Here is a 22,461-nt window from a genome sequence, read left to right on the forward strand (position 1 = left end):
TTCTTAAAAATGAAAAACAAATTCTTAAGAATAGGCATATTGTGCGTTCTATTAACAACCTTACAAATTAGTTTTAATAATGACGATAATTTTAAAGATTCTGATAGTATAGTTGCAATATCTAGAGATTTATCGGATTTTACAAGGGTTATTGTTAATGACGATATAAATGTAACACTTGTAAAAAGTACTTCCCAATCAGTTACTATTATGGTAAACGAGAATCTTGAAAGCTCAATCAATCCAAACTATGTAGAAGAAGTTCCGATTTTGTTTGTGGATGGGGTGATTGTAAGGTAACTATCTATTTCTGCTTATTGTATTCTAGCGTTTTTCGCTTTTCTCTCCAATTGTAATATCCAATTACAAATATTCCTAGAAAAAGAAAAACAAGAAGACTAATTAAAAATTTTAAAGTAAAAAAAGCTTCCGAAAAAGAAGTGCCATACCAGTCTAATAACCCTAAAACTATGGGTAATAATATCCCAAATGGTACACCCGATTTAATTTGATATTTCCATCTTTCGTTCATATTAATCTAATTTTTCCGTTAGTTTTTTAAAAACTGATTTAGCATCTTTTCCTTCATATAAAATTTGATAAACTGCATCAATGATGGGTGTTTTCGCTTTGTATTCTTGGTTTAATTTGTAGGCGCTTTTTACGGCATAATACCCTTCGGCAACCATACTCATTTCCATCATAGCTGATTTAACCGTGTAGCCTTTTCCAATCATGTTTCCAAACATCCTGTTTCGCGAAAAAACAGAATAACCGGTAACCAATAAATCGCCTAAGTAAGCCGAGTTATTGATGTTGCGCTTCATCCTATGTACTTTTCTGATGAATTTTTTCATCTCACGAATCGCATTGCTCATAATTACCGATTGAAAGTTATCACCATAACCCAAACCGTGCGCTATCCCAGCAGCTATAGCATAAATGTTTTTAAGCATGGCAGCATATTCTGTTCCGATAATATCGTCCGAAATTTTAGTTTTGATATAATTCCCTGCTAGAACTTTCGCCACAACTTTTGCTTTCGCTGAATCGCCACATGCAATTGTTAGATAAGAAAGTCGCTCTAATGCTACTTCTTCTGCATGACACGGACCCGTGATTACGCCGATATTTTCAAAAGGGATATCGTATTGTTTGTTAAAATGTTCGCCAACAATCAAGAAGGTTTCTGGAACAATTCCTTTGATGGCAGAAAAAATTACTTTGTCTTTTAAGCTAACCGTTAATTTTTCTAATTCTGTACTTAAAAAAGCTGATGGAATTGCAAAAATAATATAATCGGCATACGTTACCGCTTCATTAATATCCGAAGTTAGTCTAAGCTTTTTTATATCAAATTCGACTGAACTTAAATAATTGGGGTTGTGCTTCTGAGTTTTTAGATGGTCTATAGCCGATTCATTTCGCATGTACCAGGCAATTTCATTAAGATTGACACAAAGCATTTTTGCAATGGCTGTTGCCCAACTACCGCCACCAATCACTGCAAATTTTGGAGTTTCATTCATGAAGATAAACATTTAAATCATTCAAAAATACTGATTTTTATACGATATTTGAGCTATTATTATAATCCTATTTTCTATAAAAAGCACTACTGTCAATATATTCCCAAACCTTTTGAGGTAACATTGGTGTTACATTTATTTTATTTTTGATGCTCTCTCGAATGAATGTTGATGAGAGTTCAATAACCGGTGCGCTTATTCTATGAATCTTTGAATGATTAATTAATTGATTGTCTATTTCCCCAGAGTTTAACCTTGGATAAACGTAAATCGGATGATTTTCCAAAATCACTTCATAGTTTTTCCACTTATGCAACGAGTTCAAATTGTCTTCTCCCATAATTAAGGCAAACTCATGTTTTGGAAATTTCTCTTCCAAATATGCTAAAGTATTTACAGTAAAATTAGGTTGTGGCAACTTAAACTCAATATCAGAAGGTTTTATTTTAGTAAAATCTTCTGTTGCCAGAGTTACCATATGCAATCTTTGATAATCATCGAGCAACGTATTTTTTTGTTTGTGCGGATTATGTGGCGTTACGACAAGCCAAATTTGATCCAAGTCAGAATGTTCGGCCATATGATTGGCAATTATCATATGCCCAATGTGAATGGGGTTGAAGGTTCCGAAATAGAGGCCGATTTTCATTCTTTAGGAGCGCAGTTTTGATTGTAGTAATTTACTATTTCTCGAAAATCCTTTTTCTTGAATTCCCAATTATGGTATTTTTCCTGAATGACTTTGCAATCATTAAAATATTTATCAATCACTTTGGGAAGTTGAATTTTAGGTATATATCCATAGCAAATAAACCATTGTCCTAACTTTTCGCCTCTTTTTTTTAAATAATAGGTGCTCGAACTTTGGAAACCCATTCCTACCCCTGCTCCGGTGTAATAACTTGAACTATCTGAATAAAGTGTGAGATAGCCTTCCATTTCGACCTTAAGTAAAATAGGCTTTTTCTGAAAATCAAAATATACATATTCAAATCTTACTTGCTCACCATTTTTCGTGGTCATTGTTACCGATGTGGCGCCGGTATAATCATATGTATCTGGTTTTGCGTCTGGAGAAGCCCAATATTTGATATCACCAGAAGCAACTTTGACGGTTCCCGAAATCGATGTCCCATCCAGGAAATGAATGGTTCCCTGCAACTTTTGACATGTTGCAAACAAAGGAAGCAGCATAAGTATAAAAACTACTCTTTTCATTTTATTATTTTTTAATGAAATCTTTAACCAATTCATATGCTTCCCGCTTCGCAACCTCCAAATCATAATTTTTAATAATGGAGTCAAACTGTGGCGCAGTTGCTAGTTCGACGTGCGCTTTGGCAATGCGCATGTTGATTTTATCATCAGTTTCTGTAGAACGTTCTTTTAAACGGCGTTTTAGCTCGTCAACGCTTGGTGGTTTTACAAAAACGGCCAATGTTTCTTTAGGAAATTTAGACTTTATACGCAATCCGCCAGATACATCAATATCAAAAATAACGTTTTTCCCTTTGGCCCAAATGCGCTCGACTTCGCTTTTCAAAGTGCCATAAAAATTATCCCGATATACTTCTTCCCATTCGATAAAATCTTCGGCTTTGATGTGTTTCTTAAAGTCGGAAATCGACATAAAGTAATACTCTTTCCCATGCACTTCTTCACCTCTTGGCTCGCGTGTAGCTGCTGAAATGGAGAATTCCAAGTTCAAATCAGGTTGCGCTAATAAATGCCTGACAATCGTGGTTTTTCCTGAACCCGATGGTGCTGAGAAGACTAATAATTTTCCTTTTTGCATTTTTTAGAATTTATACTTGAATTATATCAATGCCTTCTTGCTCGGCTATTTTAACGATATTTTTTACATTATCTTTATTCCACTCCGTTGAAACAACAAATTTAATATTATCGGAACTCATTAAAATCTCATTTGAATTGAGGAAATGCCTTTTATTATTATGATTTGCATATTTTGACAATACATAATCAAGTTTGTTTATAACTCCTGTAGAACCTTGATATTCTCTTAAAAAAACATTGTTTAAAGTAGAAAAAGTTGATTTATGATTATTTAAATATATTTTAACAACTTCAAGTATAAATCGGTTTTTAGGCAGCTTTTTACCATCATTAACAATGTACTTTGTTTTATCTCTATTGTTCATTTTTAAAATCTTAATACTTAATACTCCTGTCTTAATACTTACAATACATTCAAAACCTGTTCTTTAATCTTTTCCAACTCATCTTTCATCATCACGACTAATTTCTGCATTTCAGAATGGTTAGATTTTGAACCCATAGTATTAATTTCTCTTCCCATTTCTTGTGTAATGAAACCTAGTTTTCTTCCGTTGGCTTCGGTTCCTGCAAGCGTTTCAATGAAATAATTTAAGTGATTTTCTAGTCGAACTTTCTCTTCGGTGATATCGTATTTTTCTAGATAAAATATCAATTCTTGTTCAAATCGATTTTCATCCACGTTTTCTTTGAGTTCGTCTAAAGCAGTTCGTAATCTTGTTTTAACGGTTTGCACTCTTTCGGCATCATACGAAACTGCGTTGTTCATCATCGTCATGATATTGGCAATGCGATGCAAAAATTCCTTTTCTAAAGAAACGCCTTCGTCTTTTCTGAACTGCGCAATATTCTCCAAAGCGTCATCAATTACCGTTTGGATTTGTTTCCATTCGTTTTCATCAATCTCGTCGCGCTCGGTTTTTAAAGCATCGGGCATTCTTACTGCCATTTTCATCAATTCGGTTTCATCGGCATTGGGCAAAATCGCTTTCATTTGACTAATGTATCCTTTTATTATGGGCACATTAAGTTTGGACGATGTGTCTTCGCCTGTAACTTCAACATATAATGAAAAGTCGATTTTTCCGCGCTCTAATCGCTGTGAAAGTTGGTTGCGCAAACCCAATTCCATTTCTCTGAAAACAGACGGCATACGCGTATTTAAATCTAATCCTTTAGAATTTAGTGATTTTATTTCTACTGAGATTTTTTTGGTGGGTAATTGCAAAGTGGCTTTCCCAAAACCCGTCATGGATTGTATCATTCTTGTGATTTATTGACATCAAATATATGAAAAAGTGTTCAGTGTTCAGTCGCAGTTTTCAGTTTCGAAGCTTTGGGACAGTTTTCAGTTTTTTACTTTTCTAAATTGCAACCAAATTTATCAGGATTGTTAATCATATAATTGATAAGTTTTCCAACTTCTACCGCTTTTTCGTTTAAATCTTTATGAATTTCACTACTAACATATTCACATTCTTAGGCAAAATCAAGCCAAGTACTTGTTTCTGAATTTTCACCGTCACAATCGGTTAATTTACTTATGAAATGATTTACATACCTTCTTTTTCTATAAGCTTCAGCCATATTTTAACATACACTTCTTGAAGAACGTCTTATTTGATCTGTTAATGAATAGGTTTCTTTTGGGAATGACTTCGAAACTTTAAAAACATCCATTGCTAAAGAAAATGCTTTTCTGTATGCTAATAACTCTTTATAATCCATATATTTTTTATTACTATTTAATACTGAGACTGCTTTCTTCGACTGAAAACTGAAAACTGCTTACTGACTACTTTTTTTCTGCGTTACTAAATAAACCCCAACAAAGATTAAAACCGCAGAGACAATTTTAACCCATGTCAATTCATCTTTGCCTAAACTCATGGCAAAAACAGTAGCAAAAAGTGGTTGCAAATAAATAAAAACAGCGACCGTTGTTGGCTTTAATTCGCGCATCGAAATTAAATTAAATAAATAGGTGAAAAATGTTGTAAAAAGCACCACAAAACCTATTTCCCAGAGAATATATGTTGGAATTACTGTCCACTGAATTTGTTGGTATTCATTCCATCCAAAGGGTAAAACCATTAGTAGGCCAAACGAATATATCCATTTCACAAAGGTGAATGCGTTGTATTTATCCATCAGTTTTTTTACAACTATCAAATAAATCGCATACGAGACCGCATTAATAAAAACTAAAAAGTTTCCTAACGAAGCATTTGTTGCGTTACCAATTGATTTACCATATAAAATTAGAAAACCTGTTCCCAAAAGTCCCAACAAAATTCCAAAAATCTTTCTTGATTTTATCTTCTCTTTCATAATAATAGCTGACAAAATCAATACAATAATTGGTGTTGTTACCATAATTACTGCTGCCGAAATAGGCGAAGTAAAACTCAATCCTTTAAAAAAAGTAAGCATATTGAGTGCCACACCAAAAAAAGCTGCCGCTATAATTCGAGGAAAGTCATTTAATTGAATTTTCTCTTTTGGTCCAAAAAATGAAACCAACCAAAACAAAATCGTTGCACCAAAAACGCGAAGCAAAATAAACCCAAACGGTTTTACATACGTTGGCATGACATCTTTAGCAATCGTAAACGAAAGGCCATAAATGATAGAAACCATGGTTGCGGCTAGTAATGCCCATGTTCTTTTAGACATTATGACAATGCTTTGATAACGTTAATGATACTTTTTGGGCTGTTGCCAATGTAAATTTGGTTGTCAATAATAAAAACAGGACGGCTTAAAAAAGTATAATGTTCTAACAAATATTTTTTAAAATCTGCTTCTGTCAAAGCTTTATTTTTCAAATCCATCGACTTATAAAGTTGTGCTTTTTTGCTAAAAAGCGCTTCATAACTCCCCGAAAGTCGATACATTTCATCTAATTCTTGATCAGTTATTGGATTTTGACGAATGTCGTGAAAGTTTAATCTATCAGCGTTTGGAAGTGATTTTATAATTTTTCTACAGGTGTCACACGATGATAAATAGTAGATTTTATTTTCCATTTTTTTTATTTTCCCAAAAATACGCAATTTCTGTCATCCTGAGCGTCTACCTGTCGGCAGACGGGCAGTCGAAGGAAGAAACGAGACTTTCGGGCTTATTTGCTAACCTTTTTCCCGCTTTCCACTCTATCTTTTTTGTCTCGTTAAAAAAAACGAGACAAAAAAGGATGCCGTTACAATCGGGGTTAGAAGAAAAACTATTGGAACTTTTGTTTACTTTTGTGAAAAATAAAATCAATGAGACGGCTTGGCGTTCCATCCTCATTTAAAAAATAATTAATCTAGATGAAATTCAATACCAAAGTCATACATGGCAATCAACACCATGAAGCAGTAACAGGAGCAGTAATGCCTCCCGTATTTTTAACCTCAACCTATGCTCAAGTTTCACCAGGAACGCCTGTGGGTGATTATGAATATTCGCGAGCTGCCAACCCAACGCGTCAAGCGTTAGAAGATGCTTTGGCAAGTATAGAAAACGGGGCTCGAGGTTTGGCTTTTGCCTCAGGATTAGCCGCAACCGATTGTTTGTTACGTTCCTTTAAAGCAGGAGATGAAATCATAGCTATGGATGATTTATACGGTGGAACGTATCGTTTATTTACCAGAATTTATAAAGATAGTGGCGTTAAGTTTCATTTTGTGGATATGACTGATATGGAAAAATTCCATTCATTAATTAACGAAAACACCAAATTGGTTTGGGCAGAAACACCAACCAATCCATTGATGAAATTAGCAGATATTGCTGAAATTGCCAAAATAACAAAAAAACATAACATACTTTTTGCTGTAGACAATACGTTTGCTACACCCTATTTGCAAAAACCACTAGATTTGGGTGCAGATATCGTAATGCATTCGGCTACCAAATATCTTGGCGGACACAGTGATGTCATTGCTGGAGCATTAGTTATTAAAGACGCCGCCCTTGGTGAGCAATTGCATTTTCAAATGTTTGCTACTGGCGGTACATTGGGACCAATGGACAGTTTTTTAGTTTTACGCGGTATTAAAACCCTTCACTTACGGGTACAAAGACATTGCGAAAACGGCGAAAAAGTGGCTGCTTTTTTAAGCAATCATCCCGAAGTAGAAAAAGTATATTACCCTGGATTACCTGATCATCCGTTTCATGAAATTGCCAAAAAACAAATGAGTGGTTTTGGCGGTATGGTTTCTTTTACCTTCAAATCTGGTAAAAAAGCTGATGCTATTTCTTTTTTAGAAAAACTAAAAGTTTTCACTTTGGCGGAATCTCTTGGTGGTGTTGAAAGTTTAGCGAATCATCCTGCACTGATGACACACGCTTCTATTCCTGAAGAGAAGCGTAAGGAAATTGGCATCACAGATGATTTAGTGCGATTGAGCACAGGCGTTGAAGATATCGACGATTTATTAGCCGATTTAGAACAAGCGTTTAGATAATTCGCTCCTTTTACAATTTAAGGCAGAGTAACTTATTTTCCTTTGGTTTCTTGATAATTATTTAAATTTTTTATAAGAATAATAACACTAAAAATGATTATTTGTGTATTTTATCGATTTTTTAAGTTGTTTTAGCGGTTATTTTGTTTTGTTTATATAAGTTTATCTTGTATAATTTAAAAATATGACCCCATGAAAACAATGACCCCAAAAAATGCTGTCAAGCTGCTTCTTTTTTTGCTCATCCTATTTAGTGCAAAAGCCTTCTCGTTTACAAAACTACCAACCGAATTAAGTTCTAGTGGTTCTGGATCAAAATTTGGTTCCTCAGGCAAAGTATCAACGGCTCCAAGAGCAACTTCTAACAGTAATGCCATTGCATATAAAGGCAATGCATTACAGTCCAAGAATAAACGTTTTAAAAAATAATGTAACGGTTAAACAAATTTAAAATTAGTAAAAATAAAAAGAGCCGATTCAACTTAATGAATCGGCACTTTTTTTTAACGATTAGTATTAGAATCCAAAATTAACCCCTAAACCAATAACTTCACGAATTTGAAATCCTCTAAAAGCATTGTCGTCATATATTGTTTGGAAAGCGATATTTGTTGATAATGTTTTGTTGATTTTCATCACAATGTTTAAAGTGTAGTCAAGATCTACATTTTGAGGATCTTCTAAATAGTTTGTATATAAACTAAGTATGTTTTCTGCGGTTATATTTTCCATTAGTTTGAATTTATAATAGCCAATAAAAGAGGCTCCAAATTCAAAACGTGATGAGTCGCCTCGTTCAACACCGAATGAAGAACCAAATTCAGTAAAATGTGGATGTACGACTATTAATCTTGATGTTAATGGAGCTATATTGAACTTGAAATCATCACTTTTTTTCCATAACATACCGGGACCAATTTGAAAATAGGCAGGAGAAAAGAAATGAGAAATTTTTACATTCAAATTTTTGGGATCAAAACCCGAATCAAATTGTGTTCTAAAATTAAAAAATGCAGAATAATACCAATATCCTTTGGCTTTTTTCCCTAATATAGAATTAAATTCAATTCTGTCGTCAGTTTTAACTAGTTCCTGACCGCTATTTTTTGACAATCCATAATTGGAAATTAGCTTGTTATCCCAAGTCCAATTATCACTTTTATAATTTATGTCATAATTTAACCCAATGTTTCCGGAGATATTACTTTGCCCTCCAGCTTGCCAATTGGTAAATGATGCTTGATTGGCTAGTAAGGTAAATGTCCCTTTCTTTGACCAACCATTTGGTTTTTCTTCTTTAAGTTTGTCGACGGCTTCTTCTGTCCTCTTCAATCTATCTTTATCGGTCTCTTGAGAAAAAATAGTGTTAGCTGAAATCAATAATGTAATTGTTAATAAAATTCTTTTCATCTTTTTAATTTTTTAAAATTTTGGACACAAAGATAAAAATTGAATTCACTTTTACAAATTAAATAAAATGCTAAATAACTGAATTTGTAGAAACTACTTTCCTTTTTTGTATAACGGAACCGCAGAACAGGCTTCGCCATACATCACACTTTTGGCTACTTTTTGAAGTTCTTGAATAGCTAAAATATAAGCATTATCGGGAACGGATTTTTTTGAACAACCTTTTAAGATAACTGGTTTGTCTTGGTATTTTGTGTAATCAATTTTAGATAAAATTTCTTGATAAAGAGATGTTTCTAAATCATTTAAACTTCCTAAAACAACTTTTTTTACAAAAGGTGAAAGATAGGTTGTGACTAAAATAGTTGCCCAAGCTGGAATAATAGCTTCGGTGGAACAATGAATCGCCACAAAATGATTTTCATATTGTTGCCAATCATAGTTTTTTAATGCTTCGCGAAAATCCTTTTCTTTAAGCAGAAGACCTTCGAGCAGCCACTGTGAAATATCAATCTGAGTTCGAATTCCACTTGGATAATAATCTTCCAAATCGAATACTTCGAGTGCAGAATTGGCAACTTTATTTATGATTTCGTCCATTTTTTTAGTTTTCAGTCGCAGTTTCCAGTCGCAGTTATCTGAATACTGTGACTGGAAACTGAATACTAATTAAAGCATTCCCAATTCTAACTTAGCTTCTTCACTCATTAAATCTTTACTCCATGGCGGATCAAAAGTAATCTCTACTTCACACGATTTAACGGTATCTATTTTTTTAATTTTTTCTTCTACTTCGCGAGGCAAGGTCTCTGCCACAGGACAATTTGGCGAAGTTAAGGTCATCAACACTTTTACTTCGTTGTCTTCGTTAATCATCACATCGTAGATTAACCCTAATTCGTAAATATCTACAGGAATTTCTGGGTCATAAATCCCTTTTAAGGTTTTTACCACATTCTCACCTAAATTGATATCGTCTTTAAATTCTTCCATATTATTATTTTTTTACCATACAAGGCATGTAAGTACATTTAAGATTATTCTTCCAATATTCTGTATATCTCGTTAATGTAGGTTTTTTGTCCTTCTTTATAAATATTTGTCACATTAAAATTAATCATTAAACCCATAGGAATTTTTAAAAGTTTCATATACGTTACTAGTTGAGCTTCATGGATTGGTAAAATTTTTTCAACTGATTTTAATTCTACGAGCAGACAATTTTCAACAAACAAATCACATCTCAAATTAGCGTCTATTTCAAGTCCTTTATAGTTTATTGGAATTATTAGTTCTGTTTTAAAATTAAAATCTTGGATTGACAATTCCTTTTCCAAACATTTGTGATAAATACTTTCTAATAAACCAGGGCCAAGATTTTTATGAACTTCAATTGCTGCGCCATTAACATGATAAACTAAATCTTTTAAATATGTCTTTGTCAATACCATCTGAATTCTTAAATGATCTTAAATAACTTATATGGGTAAATTAATTATTCGAATTAAATGCCAAAGCGTACATTTTTATTTGTTTTATCATTGATACTAAACCATTAGCCCGTGTGGGTGACAAATGCTCTTTCAACCCAATTTCATCTATAAAATCGGTATTTGCATCAAGAATATCGGCTGCTTTTTGATAGGAAAAAGAACGAATTAAAATTGCTATTATTCCTTTGGTCAAAATGGCATCACTATCGGCAGTAAAAACTATTTTATCGTCTTTTTTTTCGCCATGAACCCACACTTTTGACTGGCACCCTTTGATGATGTTGTCTTCGGTTTTGAATTGTTCCTCTATTAAAGGTAATCCTTTTCCGAGTTCGATAATGTATTCGTAGCGTTCCATCCAATCGTCAAACATCGAAAACTCTTCTACAATTTCATCCTGTATATCTTTTATTGTCATTCTTTATGCTGAACTTGTTTCAGTATCTTTTATTACTACTCTTCTGTTTTAGCAAGTGATACTATTTTATTTACCAATTTTTCTATTGCTGCTGGAGGATATCCATGATCAAAATCTGTTGTTTCATAGTTTTTATCTTGGTACCGTATTTTTAAATTGGCAATGGCGGCACCGTCGTAAAATCTTTTCTGAGTTGGGTCTTTTAAACTAGGTATTTTTTCTAAATCAATCTTTTCAAAATAACTCATAATTTCTTTCCAATCTTTATCTGTGATGGCGATTTCTTCGGGAAATTTTTCGCTGTTTCTATCTCTAAAAACGGTCGCTTTTTGATTGATAATAATAATTTTTTGAAAAAATCCACGAGTATTTGCTGTATACTGTAATGTAGTGTTGGCAATATCATTTTGTGCTTCGTTGGTACAACTTTTTCCTAAAAAAAAGCTTAGTATAATCAAACTTACTGTTTTCATATTTATTTTTATTAGCCCGGATGGTAACGGCATCCTTTTGTCTCGTTTTGAGAACGAGACGAAAGATACAGTGAACAGCCGGATTAGCTCCTAATTATTAACGTAACATCATTTGCGCTTTTTGTAAAGCTTCAATCATCAAATCTATTTCTTCTTTGGTGTTATAAAACGCAAAACTAGCTCTTATCGTACCCGGAATTTTATAAAAATCCATTATCGGTTGCGCGCAATGATGCCCTGTTCGCACTGCGATTCCAAGTTTGTCAATAATGGTGCCAACGTCATACGGATGAATCTCATTAATGTTAAACGAAATTACGGAAGTTTTTGCTTCTGCGGTTCCGAAAATTTTTAATCCTTCTATTTGCAACAATTTTTCAGTAGCGTATTCTAATAATTCATGTTCGTACTCCGCAATGTTGTCAAAACCTATTTCATTTAAATAATCTATTGCGGTTCCCAGTACAATTCCGGCTTCGATATTTGGTGTACCGGCTTCAAATTTATGAGGCAAATCGGCATACGTAGTTTTCTCAAAAGAAACCGTTGCTATCATTTCGCCTCCGCCTTGATAGGGTGGAAGTTTATGTAACCACGCCTCTTTACCGTAAAGAATTCCAATGCCTGTTGGCCCACATATTTTATGTCCAGAAAACACATAAAAATCACAATCCAATGCTTGAACATCAGGTTTTAAATGCGGTACCGCTTGTGCGCCATCAATTAATATTGCAGCTCCAACTTCGTGGGCTTTGTCAATCATATATTTGATTGGATTGATGGTTCCCAAAGCGTTGGATATATGATTTACGGTTACAATTTTGGTTTTTCCCGAAAGCATTTTATCGTATTCAGATAGTATCAATTCTCCCGTGTCATTCATTGGAATAACGCGTAACGTTGCTCCCGTTCTTTCGCAAAGCATTTGCCAAGGTACAATATTACTGTGATGTTCTAAAGCAGAAACTAAAACCTCATCGCCTGCTTTTAAAAACGAAGCAAAACCATTAGCCACAGCATTAATTGCATGTGTCGTTCCTGAAGTAAAAATTACTTCACACGCCAATTTCGCATTAATATGACTTTGGATTTTACCACGAGAAACTTCGTAGGCATCAGTTGCCAGTTGGCTTAATGTATGCACTCCGCGATGAATATTAGCATTGATTTCTTTGTAATATTTTGAGATCGCTTCAATCACCACTTGTGGTTTTTGCGAAGTGGCACCATTATCAAAATAAACGAGCGGTTTGCCATTAACTTTTTGAGAAAGTATTGGGAAATCGGCTCTTATTTTTTGTATGTCTAACATTTTATTATTTAGAAAAATTCTAAATACAAAAGTAGCTAAAATGAAATTGTTAAATGCTAAACAAATATTAATATTTTGAGTTTATTAAACCATATAAGGCATGTAAGAACATGTAAGAAAGATACTAACTTAAATGACCTTATATGACTTATATGGTTCAAAATAATCCTTTCCTTTTTGTTGTTTAAACCATATAAGGCATGTATGAACATATATGAAAGTTACCTAACTTAAATGACCTTATATGACTTATATGGTTCAAAATTTATAAATTGCTTGAAAATTAATTTCCATGAAAAAAATCCTCAAAATCTTTGCTGTTTTATTGCTAATTGCTTTGATTTACTTGCGTATTGAAATCTATCCGCAACTCGATTTAATTTCAGGCTTTTCGGCCAAGAGCGTGGCTTCCGGACATTTTATTGATGGTAGAAGTTTGGAAACCATTCAGCAAGGCGACAATGATATTGATAAAATAGATTGGGCAACAAATAAAATAGATGAAAAGCAACGATTTGTAACGTCAAGTGTTTATGGGTTAAAAACTCGAAAAGCCACTTACCGAGAAGGATTGGGTGCGACTTTAATCAATGATGATTATGATGTTTCAAAACCGTATAACGTTCCGAAAAGGAATTTTATTAAAAACGATTTGCCGTTTCCTTATGGAGAAAAAGAACAAAAAGCCAGTCTGCCGAATGGTTTGGATACAGTGTTTGCGAACATTGATTATGCTAAATTAAATGCTGCTGTTGAAAATGCTTTTGATAAAAAAGGCGAAAAAAATAAACGCACCCGTTCTATAATCGTAATTTATAAAGACAAAATCATCGCCGAAAAATATGCTGATGGATTTAACAAAAACTCTAAAATTTTGGGCTGGTCGATGACCAAAAGTTTGACGGCAACGTATTTCGGAATTCTGCAAAAACAAGGCAAACTCGACATTATGAAACCGGCGCCAATTGGGGAATGGCAAAACGATGAGCGCAAAAAAATTACGATTAACGATTTGTTGCACATGAATTCAGGTTTGGAATGGGAAGAAGATTATGGAAAAATTTCGGATGTAACCAAGATGCTTTTTATTGCGGAAGACATGACGCAATCGCAAATTGACAAACCTCTAGTTGGTAAACCGAACAATTCATGGAACTACTCATCCGGAACCACTAATTTATTGAGTGGAATATTGAGAAAACAATTCAAAACACACCAAGACTATTTAGATTTTTGGTATTCGACTTTGATTGATAAAATTGGGATGCATTCGGCTTTAACAGAAGTTGATATGAAAGGAAATTTTGTGGGTTCATCTTATGGTTGGGCAACGACAAGAGATTGGGCAAAATTTGGCTTATTGTATTTACACAAAGGCAATTGGAATGGCGAACAACTTTTTGACGAAAGTTGGGCAAAATATGTTGCAACGCCCACCAATGGTTCCAACGGAAAATATGGTGCACACTTTTGGTTAAACGCTGGAGGTAGATTTCCAAATGCTCCAAAAGATATGTTTTACGCAAGTGGCTATCAAGGACAAATGGTAGCGATTTTCCCAAGCCACGATTTAGTAATAGTTAGAATGGGATTGAGCGAGGAATTTGATTTTAATGGGTTTTTGGGTGGAGTTGTTGGGAGTATTAAGAACTAACTAAAACTTTCTCCAGCACCGCCGCCACTATAACCGCCTCCGCCAAAAGGCATTTTGCTTTCATCCATAACAGGTTGTGTGCTGAGTTGCGAATTGATAATTAGTGCTTGAGCATTCATAATTAAATTGTGATTGGCATCTCTATCAGGTTGAAAGGTAATTCCACTGGTTTTGTATTGGAGCTTTTTTATGGAGAAAAAAGATATCGCAAACAACAAAACACCAGCCAATAGTAATGCGATTTCTAGAGGCATCAAACTATAATAAAATCGAATGGTGAAGAAGGAATAACCCAGTGCTAAAAGTCCAACTATTAAAATCGTTCTATCCTTTTTTTGTAAAGCATAATACATATACGCTAACGGAATACCAAACGTTAATCCATAAAACAAAAATGCTAATGGAATGTCGTTTCCTTTTGTAACCACAATTCCCATTAGACTTTCCGAAAGTTCGCGAACCACCATATAATTTACTGCAGCATACCCTAACATTAAACTGAAAATTTTAGTGAGTTGTAATGCATTTCTATAGATGAAATAGCTGGAATTCGAATTCAATTTATGGTAAACAGCATAGATACTGATCGCTAATAGTAGTCCAATAAATGGAAGATACATAGTGCTAATGACTTTTAGATTGGTTATCAGTGTAAAGAAAAAACCAACCAATCCAATACCACTTAGCAAAGCTGAAATAGTATTCACATAACGGATACAGCTAAAAAGAGCAATGACAAACAAAACCGCAAAAACAAGTGTTGTTGATTCAAATGAAACGCCAATAGCAGCGCAAAATGTGCCTTGCCACGACAATACAAAAGCATCGTCTAAACCGTGACCAAAAAATGATTTTCTTGCAAAAACTTCGCTTCCAACAAGCCCAATTATAGCATATAAATAAATTAGCACTTCATAATTTGAACTAATAAGGTTTGCAATAAACAACGCTAAAAAACCAGCTATTGATGAAAACAAAAAAAGGCCCAGTAAGAAAAAACCAAATCGGATAAAAATGGTATTTGACTGCAATTGTGGTAATTGTTGAACTATAGCATTCAACTGCTCTTTTGAAATGAATTTCATATGAAACAATCGCGTGGCTTCTGTAACCAGAAGGCCATTTTCTAGTAGTTCTTTATTGTATGCCAGCATGTTTTTCTTTATTAAATTTTTGAATCAATTTTATAAATAAGAAAATGGAACCAATAACATAAAATGGTAAAAGATAAATTATCAATTCAATAATACTTGACGTTTCCATAAACACAATAAGTCTTCCTAAATAAATGTTTATTCCGACATATCCATAAAATAGTGTAAAAACAAAAAGAAAGGTAGAAGCGATTTGATGACTCACTTTATAAAAATAATAAATTGCTAGTGCCATCAAAAAGATAAACACGTACCAATAGTCTGCTAAAAGCCCTGCAACAGAACAAATTCCAATAAGATTTAAAGCAAAAGTAGCGTAGACAATGTGAAAATGTTCTTTGGCTTTTTCCCGTATTGTATATTCCATTATTAGAATTAAAAGTGCGCCCAAAGCCAATCCGTAATAACTCAATTGAGGATTTGAATAGACTTCGTTTGCCAATACCGTTTTTGGTGTTATGGTTATTCCGATAAAAGTAGCCAATGCCGTAATAGCGATAGAAAGAACGCTTTTATTGTCAAAATAATACGCAATCACAAAACAAAAAGCGGCTGAAAATAAGGAAACCAATCCAAAGTCTTTTCCAAAAATGGTGTATTGGTATTGCAGATAACCAATAAAAATACAACCCAAAATACTTCCTGCTAATACTAAATAATCATACACCGGATTCTCAAATGCAACTTCTTCTTTAGAAAATCCTTTTGCTTTTTTAAAACTAAAGAAGAAACATCCTAGCATTAGTATGAAATTGACAACTAAGATGGCAATATGACCGATGCTGTCTATGTTTTTATATATAAGGATTCCAACACCCGAAGTAAAAAGAAGCACCGATATGTAAAGAAAGAACAGCAATTCGCTATTAAGAGAGAAAAAACCAAGTTGCCCGTATTTTTTAATTTCGTTATGTTGTTCTGGGGTGACAAATCCTTTTGAAACCAGTTGCTCGGTTAGTATTTCGCTTTGTTTTTCCAATGGTTTTCCTTTTTGATACTTATCAAATATAGAAATATAAAAATCAAAAAGCTATTAAATTAAATTCCTTGATTCATAAACAAAAATCTTTACTTTTACAAAAAATTCTAAAAATGAAAAAGATAAGTATAATCAAAGCTGCAATATTCTTTGTATTAATAGTAGCCATTTCTTCTTGCAGCAGTGATGATTCGAGTGATTCAAACGGAACAACGACAGGTAATTATTTACCTTTAGCAACTAACAATAGTTGGAAATACTTTAATCAAAATCAAAGTTTAATAAATGAAGTTAAAATTATTGGAACTGATCAATTTCAAGGTACAACTTATTATGAATTTAATGATGATTCTCAAGCTGATTTTAATGCAAGACAATGGTTTGGTAAAAAAGGCGCTACCTATTTCTTGAAAACAGGAGACACATCAATAAATGAAAGCGGCATTACTGTGATTATTAAAAGCTACGAGTTGCCTATTTTAAAAGATGATTACGATGTAAATGTTTTTTGGACAGGAAGAGTTTCGCCAAAAGTAACTTACTCAGGAAGTGGTCAATCTGGAACATTACCCTTTAAAATTGATTACTCTGGAGTTAATTATTTTAAAGGTGAATTAACTTTAAATGGAACTACATATCCGAACGTAATAAAAACAAGATTAAGTATTACTATTAATGCTAATGATCAAATAACTAATGCTTCTGAGGAATATTGGTATGCAGAAAATATTGGAGTGATAAAGATTATTACTAATTCTAACAACACCATTGAAGAAAAAGACATTGATAGTTATATTCTTAATTAAGAGCAATTACATTTAAATAGAAAAGGGAAGTTAATAATTAACTTCCCTTTTCTATTTATTACAAATCAAATCCCAAATTAACACCCAATTTAGTAGCGATGATTTTGGTTATTCGTTTTTTGAGTTCTGGAATTTTAATGCTTTCAATTACCTCGTTGGTAAAGGCGTACATCAATAATGCTTTGGCTTCTTTTTTTGGAATGCCTCGTTGCTGCATATAAAACATAGCGCTTTCGTCTAATTGACCAATGGTGCAACCGTGGGAACATTTGACATCGTCAGCAAAGATTTCCAATTGCGGTTTGGCATTTATTGTGGCTTTATCGCCAAGTAAGATGTTATTATTTTGTTGAAAAGCATCGGTTTTTTGAGCTTCTTTTTCAACATAAATTTTTCCATTGAAAACTCCAGTTGAACTTCCGGCCAAAATGGTTTTATAATTTTGATGACTTTCGCAATTGGGTGTCGCATGATTGACCAACGTAAAATGATCCACATGTTGCTTATCGCCAATAATTGTAATTCCTTTTAACGTGCTATCAATTCTTTCGCCAAAATGATAGAAATTCAAATTGTTTCGAGTGATGTTACCGCCAAAAGAAAACGTATGCACCGAAACTCTACTTTCTTGTTTTTGGGAAATGTAAGTATTGTCAATCAGGTTGGCCGATTGCAAATCGTTTTGAACTTTATAATAATCAACAATAGCGCGTTTTTGCGCGAAAATCTCGGTAACTGAATTGGTCAGCACAGGGTTTTCGTTTAACGATTGATGTCTTTCGATAATTTGAACGTGTGCATTTTCACCAACAATCACCAAATTTCGGGGTTGAAGCATCAATGCACTTTCAACTCCAGTCGAGAAATAAATGATTTCGATTGGTTTTTCTACAACCTTGCTTTTCGGAATGTTGATATAGGCACCTTCATTGGCGAAAGCGGTATTTAATGTTGTTAAACTCTCGTCTATACTTGCAATTTTGTTGAAATATTCATCAATCGCTATTTTGTATTTTGGTTTGTTCAATGCCGAAGACATCAAACAAACATCTAATCCTTCGTGAGTTGTTGCTGATAAAAAGGAAGAGAATTTTCCATCTACAAAAATGACTTTATGTGTGTCAATTTCGTGTAGAAAAAACTTCTTTACAGCTGCAAACTCTATGGCATTTTCATGCTTAGGAAACACCGAATAATCATTTTTTAGAATGGCATTCAGAGAAGTATATTTCCATGCTTCTTCTTTCTTGGTTGGAAAACCTTTGTTTTCAAAGTTTTTAATAGCTGAAGTACGTAAGTCGTGAAGTTCAGAATGAACATCGATTTGCTCTTCAAAAGCCATGAAAGACGATACTAGTTTTTCTTTTAAATCCATACAATAATTTGAGATTTGAGATTTGAGATTTGAAGTTATAATAATATCAAATTTCGAACTTCAAATTTTTAATTTAATTCACTTTTTATCCAATCGTATCCTTTTTCTTCTAACTCGTAAGCCAATTCTTTTCCACCTGATTTTACAATTTTTCCATCCATCAAAACATGTACAAAATCGGGAACAATATAATCTAACAAACGTTGGTAATGCGTTATTACAACAACAGCATTGTTTTCGCTTTTTAGCTTATTTACACCATTAGCAACAATTCTCAAAGCGTCAATGTCCAAACCAGAATCGGTTTCGTCAAGGATGGCTAATTTTGGTTCCAACATTGCCATTTGGAAAATTTCATTACGTTTCTTTTCACCACCCGAAAAACCTTCGTTTAACGAACGTGATAAAAATTTACGATCTATTTCTAATAATTCTGATTTCTCACGAATTAATTTTAGCATTTCATTCGCTGGCATTTCTTCTTTGCCATTGGCTTTTCGGCTTTCGTTGATGGCCGTTTTCATAAAGTTGGTCACCGAAACCCCCGGAATTTCTACAGGATATTGAAATGAAAGAAAAACACCTTTGTGCGCTCTTTCCTCTGGAGCTAATTCTGAAATGTCTTCGCCTTCTAAAAGAATTTCACCCTCTGAAACTTCGTACTTTTCATTTCCTGCAATTATGGAAGCAAGCGTACTTTTTCCGGCACCATTTGGTCCCATAATGGCGTGAACTTCTCCGGCTTTAACTTCAAGATTGATACCTTTTAAAATTTCTTTGTCTTCAACAGAAGCGTGTAAATTGCTAATTTTTAACATTATAATTTGAGATTTGAGATTTGAGATTTGAGACTCTCATCACTCTTGTTAATATTATTTATTTAAATTTTCAATATTAATATCGACTTTTTATTTATTAAATTTATTTCCTTTATATTCTGATTTTTTTAAGTAATTCATAAATCCTGATATTGATTTACTTAAATTTATACTGATTTCTTTAAGATCGTTTAATTCAACTTCTGAAATATATTTTCTGTCAAAAGCTCTATACAATTGTGAACGTGACTCTCCACAAGAACCTTTCGAAATAGTCAAAAAATGAACAAACTCTTTATTCCCTTCTCTTTCAAAACCTTCTGCTATATTATCCATTACAGAACCTGAAGAATCGTGAATTTGATTGATAAGTTTGAAATCATTTTTAAATTTCTCATTTGAAGCAAGATTAAAGATTTTATCAGCATAAACTCTTGATTGCTGCCAAATCTCTAAATCTTCAAATTTTGTAATTGTAGCCATAATTCCAAATGTCAAATTTCGAATATCAAATTATCCTACTGAACCCTCCAACGAAATCTCCAATAACTTCTGAGCTTCCACTGCAAATTCCATTGGCAACTTGTTCAAAACTTCTTTACTAAAACCGTTTACAATTAACGCAATGGCTTTTTCGGTTGGAATACCACGTTGGTTGCAATAGAATACTTGGTCTTCACCAATTTTGGATGTTGTGGCTTCGTGTTCAATTATAGCTGATGAATTTTTACTTTCGATATAAGGAAATGTGTGTGCGCCACAGTTATTGCCCATCAACAACGAATCACATTGCGAGAAATTACGAGCATTATCGGCATTGGCACTTATTCGAACCAAACCACGGTAACTATTTTGTGATTTTCCAGCCGAAATTCCTTTGGAAATGATGGTTGATTTGGTGTTTTTTCCCAAATGTGTCATCTTCGTTCCCGTATCGGCTTGTTGATGATTATTAGTTACAGCAATTGAGTAAAACTCTCCAATTGAATTATCTCCTTTTAAAACTACAGATGGATATTTCCATGTAATTGCCGAACCAGTTTCTACTTGTGTCCATGAGATTTTTGCGTTTTTTTCGCAAATTCCTCTTTTCGTCACGAAATTGAAAACACCGCCTTTACCCTCTTTGTTCCCAGGATACCAGTTTTGAACCGTTGAATATTTAATTTCAGCATTATCCAAAGCTATTAATTCAACTACTGCGGCATGCAATTGATTTTCGTCGCGACTTGGTGCGGTACAGCCTTCAAGATATGACACATAACTACCTTCGTCAGCAATCAGAAGTGTTCTTTCAAATTGTCCTGTTCCAGCTTGATTTATTCTAAAATAAGTTGATAATTCCATCGGACAACGTACGCCTTTTGGAATGTAACAAAAACTTCCATCTGAAAAAACAGCTGAATTTAAAGCCGCGTAAAAATTATCTCTTTGCGGTACAACTGTTCCTAAATATTTCTGCACCAAGTCAGGATATTCTCGAATCGCTTCGGAAATACTCATAAAAATGATGCCTTTTTCTGCTAATGTTTTCTTGAAAGTCGTTGCCACCGAAACCGAATCAACTACAATATCCATAGCGACGTTGTTCATCATTTTCTGCTCATCAACAGAGATGCCTAACTTTTTGTACATGGCTAAAAGCTCAGGATCAACATCGTCTAATGTTTTATTCGGATCTGCTTTTTTTGGTGCTGAATAATACGAAATAGCTTGAAAATCGGGTTTGTCATAATGAACGTTTGCCCATTCTGGTTCAATCATTTCTAGCCATGCCCGAAACGATTCAATACGCCAATCCGTCATCCATTGTGGTTCTTCTTTCTTTTTGGAAATCGCACGAACAATGTCTTCGTTTAATCCAATAGGAAAGGTTTCCGACTCTAAATCGGTATAGAAGCCGTATTCGTATTCTTTATTTTCTAATTCGATTTTTAAATCTTCCTCTGTATACTTACTCATATTTTTATCTAAAAAATCTAAAAAATCTAAAAAATAAAAAGAAAGTGTTTATGCCTTCTTGTTTTGCTTTTCTAAGTTTTTCAAATATTTAATATAACTACCTAATTGTTTTGAAATTTCTGTAACATCATTTCTATGATTGTAGAAATTTTCATGATTAATATATTCGAGCTATTGTAAAAAATTAAACATATTACTACATTCACCGGCAGAACCTTTAGAAATGTATAAAAACCTAATTAATTCTTTTTTTGTCTCTCTTTCAAACCCTTCGGCAATATTATTCGAAATTGATAATGCCGCTCTTTGTAATTGATCTTTTAAACCATAATCTTTAGCAATTTTCTCATTCGTTAATGTTAGTTTGTATACTTTAACTCCAAACTGCAAAGCTTTTTGATAAACTTCCATTTCCTCAAACGAACTGTATTTTGCCATTTTTGCTTATTTAGATTATTTCAAATTTTTTGCTTTTTTAGATTTATAAAGAAAACGATTCCCCACACCCGCACGTTCTACTCGCATTTGGATTATTAAATACAAATCCTTTTCCGTTTAATCCGCCCGAAAATTCTAAAATGGTTCCTGCTAAATATAAAAACGACTTTTTCTCAACGGCTATTTTTACATGATTATCTTCAAAAACTTTATCGTTGTCTCCTAGTTCTTTGTCGAATTTTAATTCATACGATAAACCAGAGCAACCACCGCTTTTTACACCCACACGAACGTAATCTTTGGTTGCATCAAAACCGTCTTCTTGCATCATCGAAACGATTTTTTTACTTGCGTCATCAGATACTTTAATCATAGCTTATTTTAAT

Annotated in this window: 29 protein-coding genes and 1 pseudogene; 5 read left to right on the forward strand and 25 right to left on the reverse strand. The window is 33.5% G+C overall.

Going from position 1 to position 22,461, the window contains the following annotated elements; genetic code table 11:
- The first annotated feature begins 9 nt into the window (after positions 1-9).
- On the forward strand, positions 10-300 hold the full coding sequence (locus ACIQ2L_RS02560; RefSeq protein WP_396156139.1) for a hypothetical protein: 291 nt from the start codon (positions 10-12) through the stop codon (positions 298-300).
- A gap of 4 nt (positions 301-304) precedes the next feature.
- Here the strand turns inward: ACIQ2L_RS02560 and ACIQ2L_RS02565 are convergent, their stop codons facing one another.
- The 10 genes and pseudogenes from ACIQ2L_RS02565 to ACIQ2L_RS02610 form a co-directional block, all read right to left on the reverse strand.
- Complete coding sequence (locus ACIQ2L_RS02565) at positions 305-532, reverse strand: hypothetical protein (protein ID WP_396156141.1); 228 nt, start codon at positions 530-532, stop codon at positions 305-307.
- 1 nt (position 533) lies between these two features.
- Positions 534-1,529 (reverse strand): NAD(P)H-dependent glycerol-3-phosphate dehydrogenase, encoded by a 996-nt coding sequence (locus ACIQ2L_RS02570; protein ID WP_396156143.1) that lies wholly within the window; start codon positions 1,527-1,529, stop codon positions 534-536.
- A gap of 67 nt (positions 1,530-1,596) precedes the next feature.
- Complete coding sequence (gene nadD, locus ACIQ2L_RS02575) at positions 1,597-2,178, reverse strand: nicotinate (nicotinamide) nucleotide adenylyltransferase (protein ID WP_396156145.1); 582 nt, start codon at positions 2,176-2,178, stop codon at positions 1,597-1,599.
- On the reverse strand, positions 2,175-2,747 hold the full coding sequence (locus tag ACIQ2L_RS02580; protein WP_396156147.1) for a hypothetical protein: 573 nt from the start codon (positions 2,745-2,747) through the stop codon (positions 2,175-2,177). Before ACIQ2L_RS02580 ends, nadD begins: the two co-directional genes overlap by 4 nt.
- 4 nt (positions 2,748-2,751) lie before the next feature.
- Complete coding sequence (gene gmk / locus ACIQ2L_RS02585; RefSeq protein WP_396156148.1) at positions 2,752-3,324, reverse strand: guanylate kinase; 573 nt, start codon at positions 3,322-3,324, stop codon at positions 2,752-2,754.
- 10 nt (positions 3,325-3,334) lie between these two features.
- Entirely contained in the window at positions 3,335-3,691 is a 357-nt protein-coding gene (locus ACIQ2L_RS02590; RefSeq protein ID WP_396156150.1) for a hypothetical protein, read from the reverse strand.
- Between the two features lie 38 nt (positions 3,692-3,729).
- Positions 3,730-4,590, reverse strand: coding sequence for a YicC/YloC family endoribonuclease (locus tag ACIQ2L_RS02595; protein ID WP_396156152.1), 861 nt, complete (start codon positions 4,588-4,590; stop codon positions 3,730-3,732).
- Positions 4,591-4,682: 92 nt separating this feature from the next.
- Positions 4,683-5,054, reverse strand: a pseudogene (locus tag ACIQ2L_RS02600) (four helix bundle protein).
- Between the two features lie 60 nt (positions 5,055-5,114).
- The gene (locus ACIQ2L_RS02605) at positions 5,115-6,002 is read right to left on the reverse strand and encodes a DMT family transporter (RefSeq protein WP_396156154.1); all 888 of its coding nucleotides are present in this window, start codon (positions 6,000-6,002) and stop codon (positions 5,115-5,117) included.
- Positions 6,002-6,355, reverse strand: a complete 354-nt coding sequence (locus ACIQ2L_RS02610; RefSeq protein WP_396156156.1) for an arsenate reductase family protein — start codon at positions 6,353-6,355, stop codon at positions 6,002-6,004. The genes ACIQ2L_RS02605 and ACIQ2L_RS02610 overlap by 1 nt, the downstream gene beginning before the upstream one ends.
- A 285-nt stretch (positions 6,356-6,640) precedes the next feature.
- On the opposite strand from ACIQ2L_RS02610, the gene ACIQ2L_RS02615 reads away from it, so the two are divergent.
- Positions 6,641-7,783 (forward strand): cystathionine gamma-synthase, encoded by a 1,143-nt coding sequence (locus ACIQ2L_RS02615; RefSeq protein ID WP_396156158.1) that lies wholly within the window; start codon positions 6,641-6,643, stop codon positions 7,781-7,783.
- 192 nt (positions 7,784-7,975) lie between these two features.
- Positions 7,976-8,212, forward strand: coding sequence for a hypothetical protein (locus ACIQ2L_RS02620; RefSeq protein WP_396156160.1), 237 nt, complete (start codon positions 7,976-7,978; stop codon positions 8,210-8,212).
- Positions 8,213-8,299: 87 nt separating this feature from the next.
- Here the strand turns inward: ACIQ2L_RS02620 and ACIQ2L_RS02625 are convergent, their stop codons facing one another.
- The 7 genes from ACIQ2L_RS02625 to ACIQ2L_RS02655 all read right to left on the reverse strand — a co-directional run bounded on the left by ACIQ2L_RS02625 (position 8,300) and on the right by ACIQ2L_RS02655 (position 12,889).
- Positions 8,300-9,193, reverse strand: coding sequence for a DUF3078 domain-containing protein (locus ACIQ2L_RS02625; protein ID WP_396156162.1), 894 nt, complete (start codon positions 9,191-9,193; stop codon positions 8,300-8,302).
- A 93-nt stretch (positions 9,194-9,286) separates the two neighbouring features.
- Positions 9,287-9,793: a DUF2480 family protein gene (locus tag ACIQ2L_RS02630; RefSeq protein WP_396156164.1), complete on the reverse strand. Its 507-nt coding sequence runs from the start codon at positions 9,791-9,793 to the stop codon at positions 9,287-9,289.
- Positions 9,794-9,862: 69 nt separating this feature from the next.
- Complete coding sequence (locus ACIQ2L_RS02635) at positions 9,863-10,186, reverse strand: SUF system Fe-S cluster assembly protein (RefSeq protein ID WP_121314956.1); 324 nt, start codon at positions 10,184-10,186, stop codon at positions 9,863-9,865.
- 44 nt (positions 10,187-10,230) lie between these two features.
- Entirely contained in the window at positions 10,231-10,644 is a 414-nt protein-coding gene (locus ACIQ2L_RS02640) for a GxxExxY protein (RefSeq protein ID WP_396156166.1), read from the reverse strand.
- A 40-nt stretch (positions 10,645-10,684) separates the two neighbouring features.
- On the reverse strand, positions 10,685-11,104 hold the full coding sequence (locus ACIQ2L_RS02645) for a SufE family protein (protein WP_396156168.1): 420 nt from the start codon (positions 11,102-11,104) through the stop codon (positions 10,685-10,687).
- A 35-nt stretch (positions 11,105-11,139) separates the two neighbouring features.
- Positions 11,140-11,577 (reverse strand): hypothetical protein, encoded by a 438-nt coding sequence (locus ACIQ2L_RS02650; RefSeq protein ID WP_396156170.1) that lies wholly within the window; start codon positions 11,575-11,577, stop codon positions 11,140-11,142.
- A gap of 97 nt (positions 11,578-11,674) precedes the next feature.
- The gene (locus tag ACIQ2L_RS02655) at positions 11,675-12,889 is read right to left on the reverse strand and encodes an aminotransferase class V-fold PLP-dependent enzyme (RefSeq protein WP_396156172.1); all 1,215 of its coding nucleotides are present in this window, start codon (positions 12,887-12,889) and stop codon (positions 11,675-11,677) included.
- Between the two features lie 292 nt (positions 12,890-13,181).
- Between ACIQ2L_RS02655 and ACIQ2L_RS02660 the strand changes: the two genes are divergently transcribed.
- The gene (locus ACIQ2L_RS02660; protein WP_396156174.1) at positions 13,182-14,543 is read left to right on the forward strand and encodes a serine hydrolase domain-containing protein; all 1,362 of its coding nucleotides are present in this window, start codon (positions 13,182-13,184) and stop codon (positions 14,541-14,543) included.
- On the opposite strand, the gene ACIQ2L_RS02665 is transcribed toward ACIQ2L_RS02660, so the two are convergent.
- Both ACIQ2L_RS02665 and ACIQ2L_RS02670 read right to left on the reverse strand, forming a co-directional pair.
- Positions 14,540-15,697 carry a hypothetical protein gene (locus ACIQ2L_RS02665; protein ID WP_396156176.1) on the reverse strand — a complete coding sequence of 386 codons (1,158 nt, stop codon included), beginning with the start codon at positions 15,695-15,697 and terminating at the stop codon, positions 14,540-14,542. The two genes, ACIQ2L_RS02660 and ACIQ2L_RS02665, sit on opposite strands and share 4 nt — an antisense overlap.
- A complete protein-coding gene (locus ACIQ2L_RS02670) occupies positions 15,681-16,676 on the reverse strand; it encodes a DUF2157 domain-containing protein (protein WP_396156178.1) in 996 nt (331 codons plus the stop codon). The genes ACIQ2L_RS02665 and ACIQ2L_RS02670 overlap by 17 nt, the downstream gene beginning before the upstream one ends.
- 113 nt (positions 16,677-16,789) lie before the next feature.
- On the opposite strand from ACIQ2L_RS02670, the gene ACIQ2L_RS02675 reads away from it, so the two are divergent.
- Positions 16,790-17,482 (forward strand): hypothetical protein, encoded by a 693-nt coding sequence (locus ACIQ2L_RS02675; RefSeq protein ID WP_396156180.1) that lies wholly within the window; start codon positions 16,790-16,792, stop codon positions 17,480-17,482.
- Positions 17,483-17,540: 58 nt separating this feature from the next.
- Here ACIQ2L_RS02675 and sufD read toward each other — a convergent pair whose 3' ends face one another.
- From sufD to ACIQ2L_RS02705, 6 genes are all read right to left on the reverse strand, one after another.
- Complete coding sequence (sufD, locus tag ACIQ2L_RS02680) at positions 17,541-18,857, reverse strand: Fe-S cluster assembly protein SufD (protein ID WP_396156182.1); 1,317 nt, start codon at positions 18,855-18,857, stop codon at positions 17,541-17,543.
- A gap of 68 nt (positions 18,858-18,925) precedes the next feature.
- The gene (gene sufC, locus ACIQ2L_RS02685) at positions 18,926-19,675 is read right to left on the reverse strand and encodes a Fe-S cluster assembly ATPase SufC (RefSeq protein ID WP_396156184.1); all 750 of its coding nucleotides are present in this window, start codon (positions 19,673-19,675) and stop codon (positions 18,926-18,928) included.
- A 90-nt stretch (positions 19,676-19,765) separates the two neighbouring features.
- Positions 19,766-20,158: a four helix bundle protein gene (locus ACIQ2L_RS02690; protein ID WP_396156186.1), complete on the reverse strand. Its 393-nt coding sequence runs from the start codon at positions 20,156-20,158 to the stop codon at positions 19,766-19,768.
- Between the two features lie 30 nt (positions 20,159-20,188).
- Positions 20,189-21,637, reverse strand: a complete 1,449-nt coding sequence (gene sufB, locus ACIQ2L_RS02695) for a Fe-S cluster assembly protein SufB (protein ID WP_396156188.1) — start codon at positions 21,635-21,637, stop codon at positions 20,189-20,191.
- A 171-nt stretch (positions 21,638-21,808) separates the two neighbouring features.
- On the reverse strand, positions 21,809-22,075 hold the full coding sequence (locus tag ACIQ2L_RS02700; protein ID WP_396156190.1) for a four helix bundle protein: 267 nt from the start codon (positions 22,073-22,075) through the stop codon (positions 21,809-21,811).
- Between the two features lie 43 nt (positions 22,076-22,118).
- Complete coding sequence (locus tag ACIQ2L_RS02705) at positions 22,119-22,448, reverse strand: HesB/IscA family protein (RefSeq protein WP_396156192.1); 330 nt, start codon at positions 22,446-22,448, stop codon at positions 22,119-22,121.
- Between the last annotated feature and the right edge of the window lie 13 nt (positions 22,449-22,461).

It is taken from the genome of Flavobacterium sp. (genome assembly GCF_044369455.1).
GTDB lineage: Bacteria > Bacteroidota > Bacteroidia > Flavobacteriales > Flavobacteriaceae > Flavobacterium.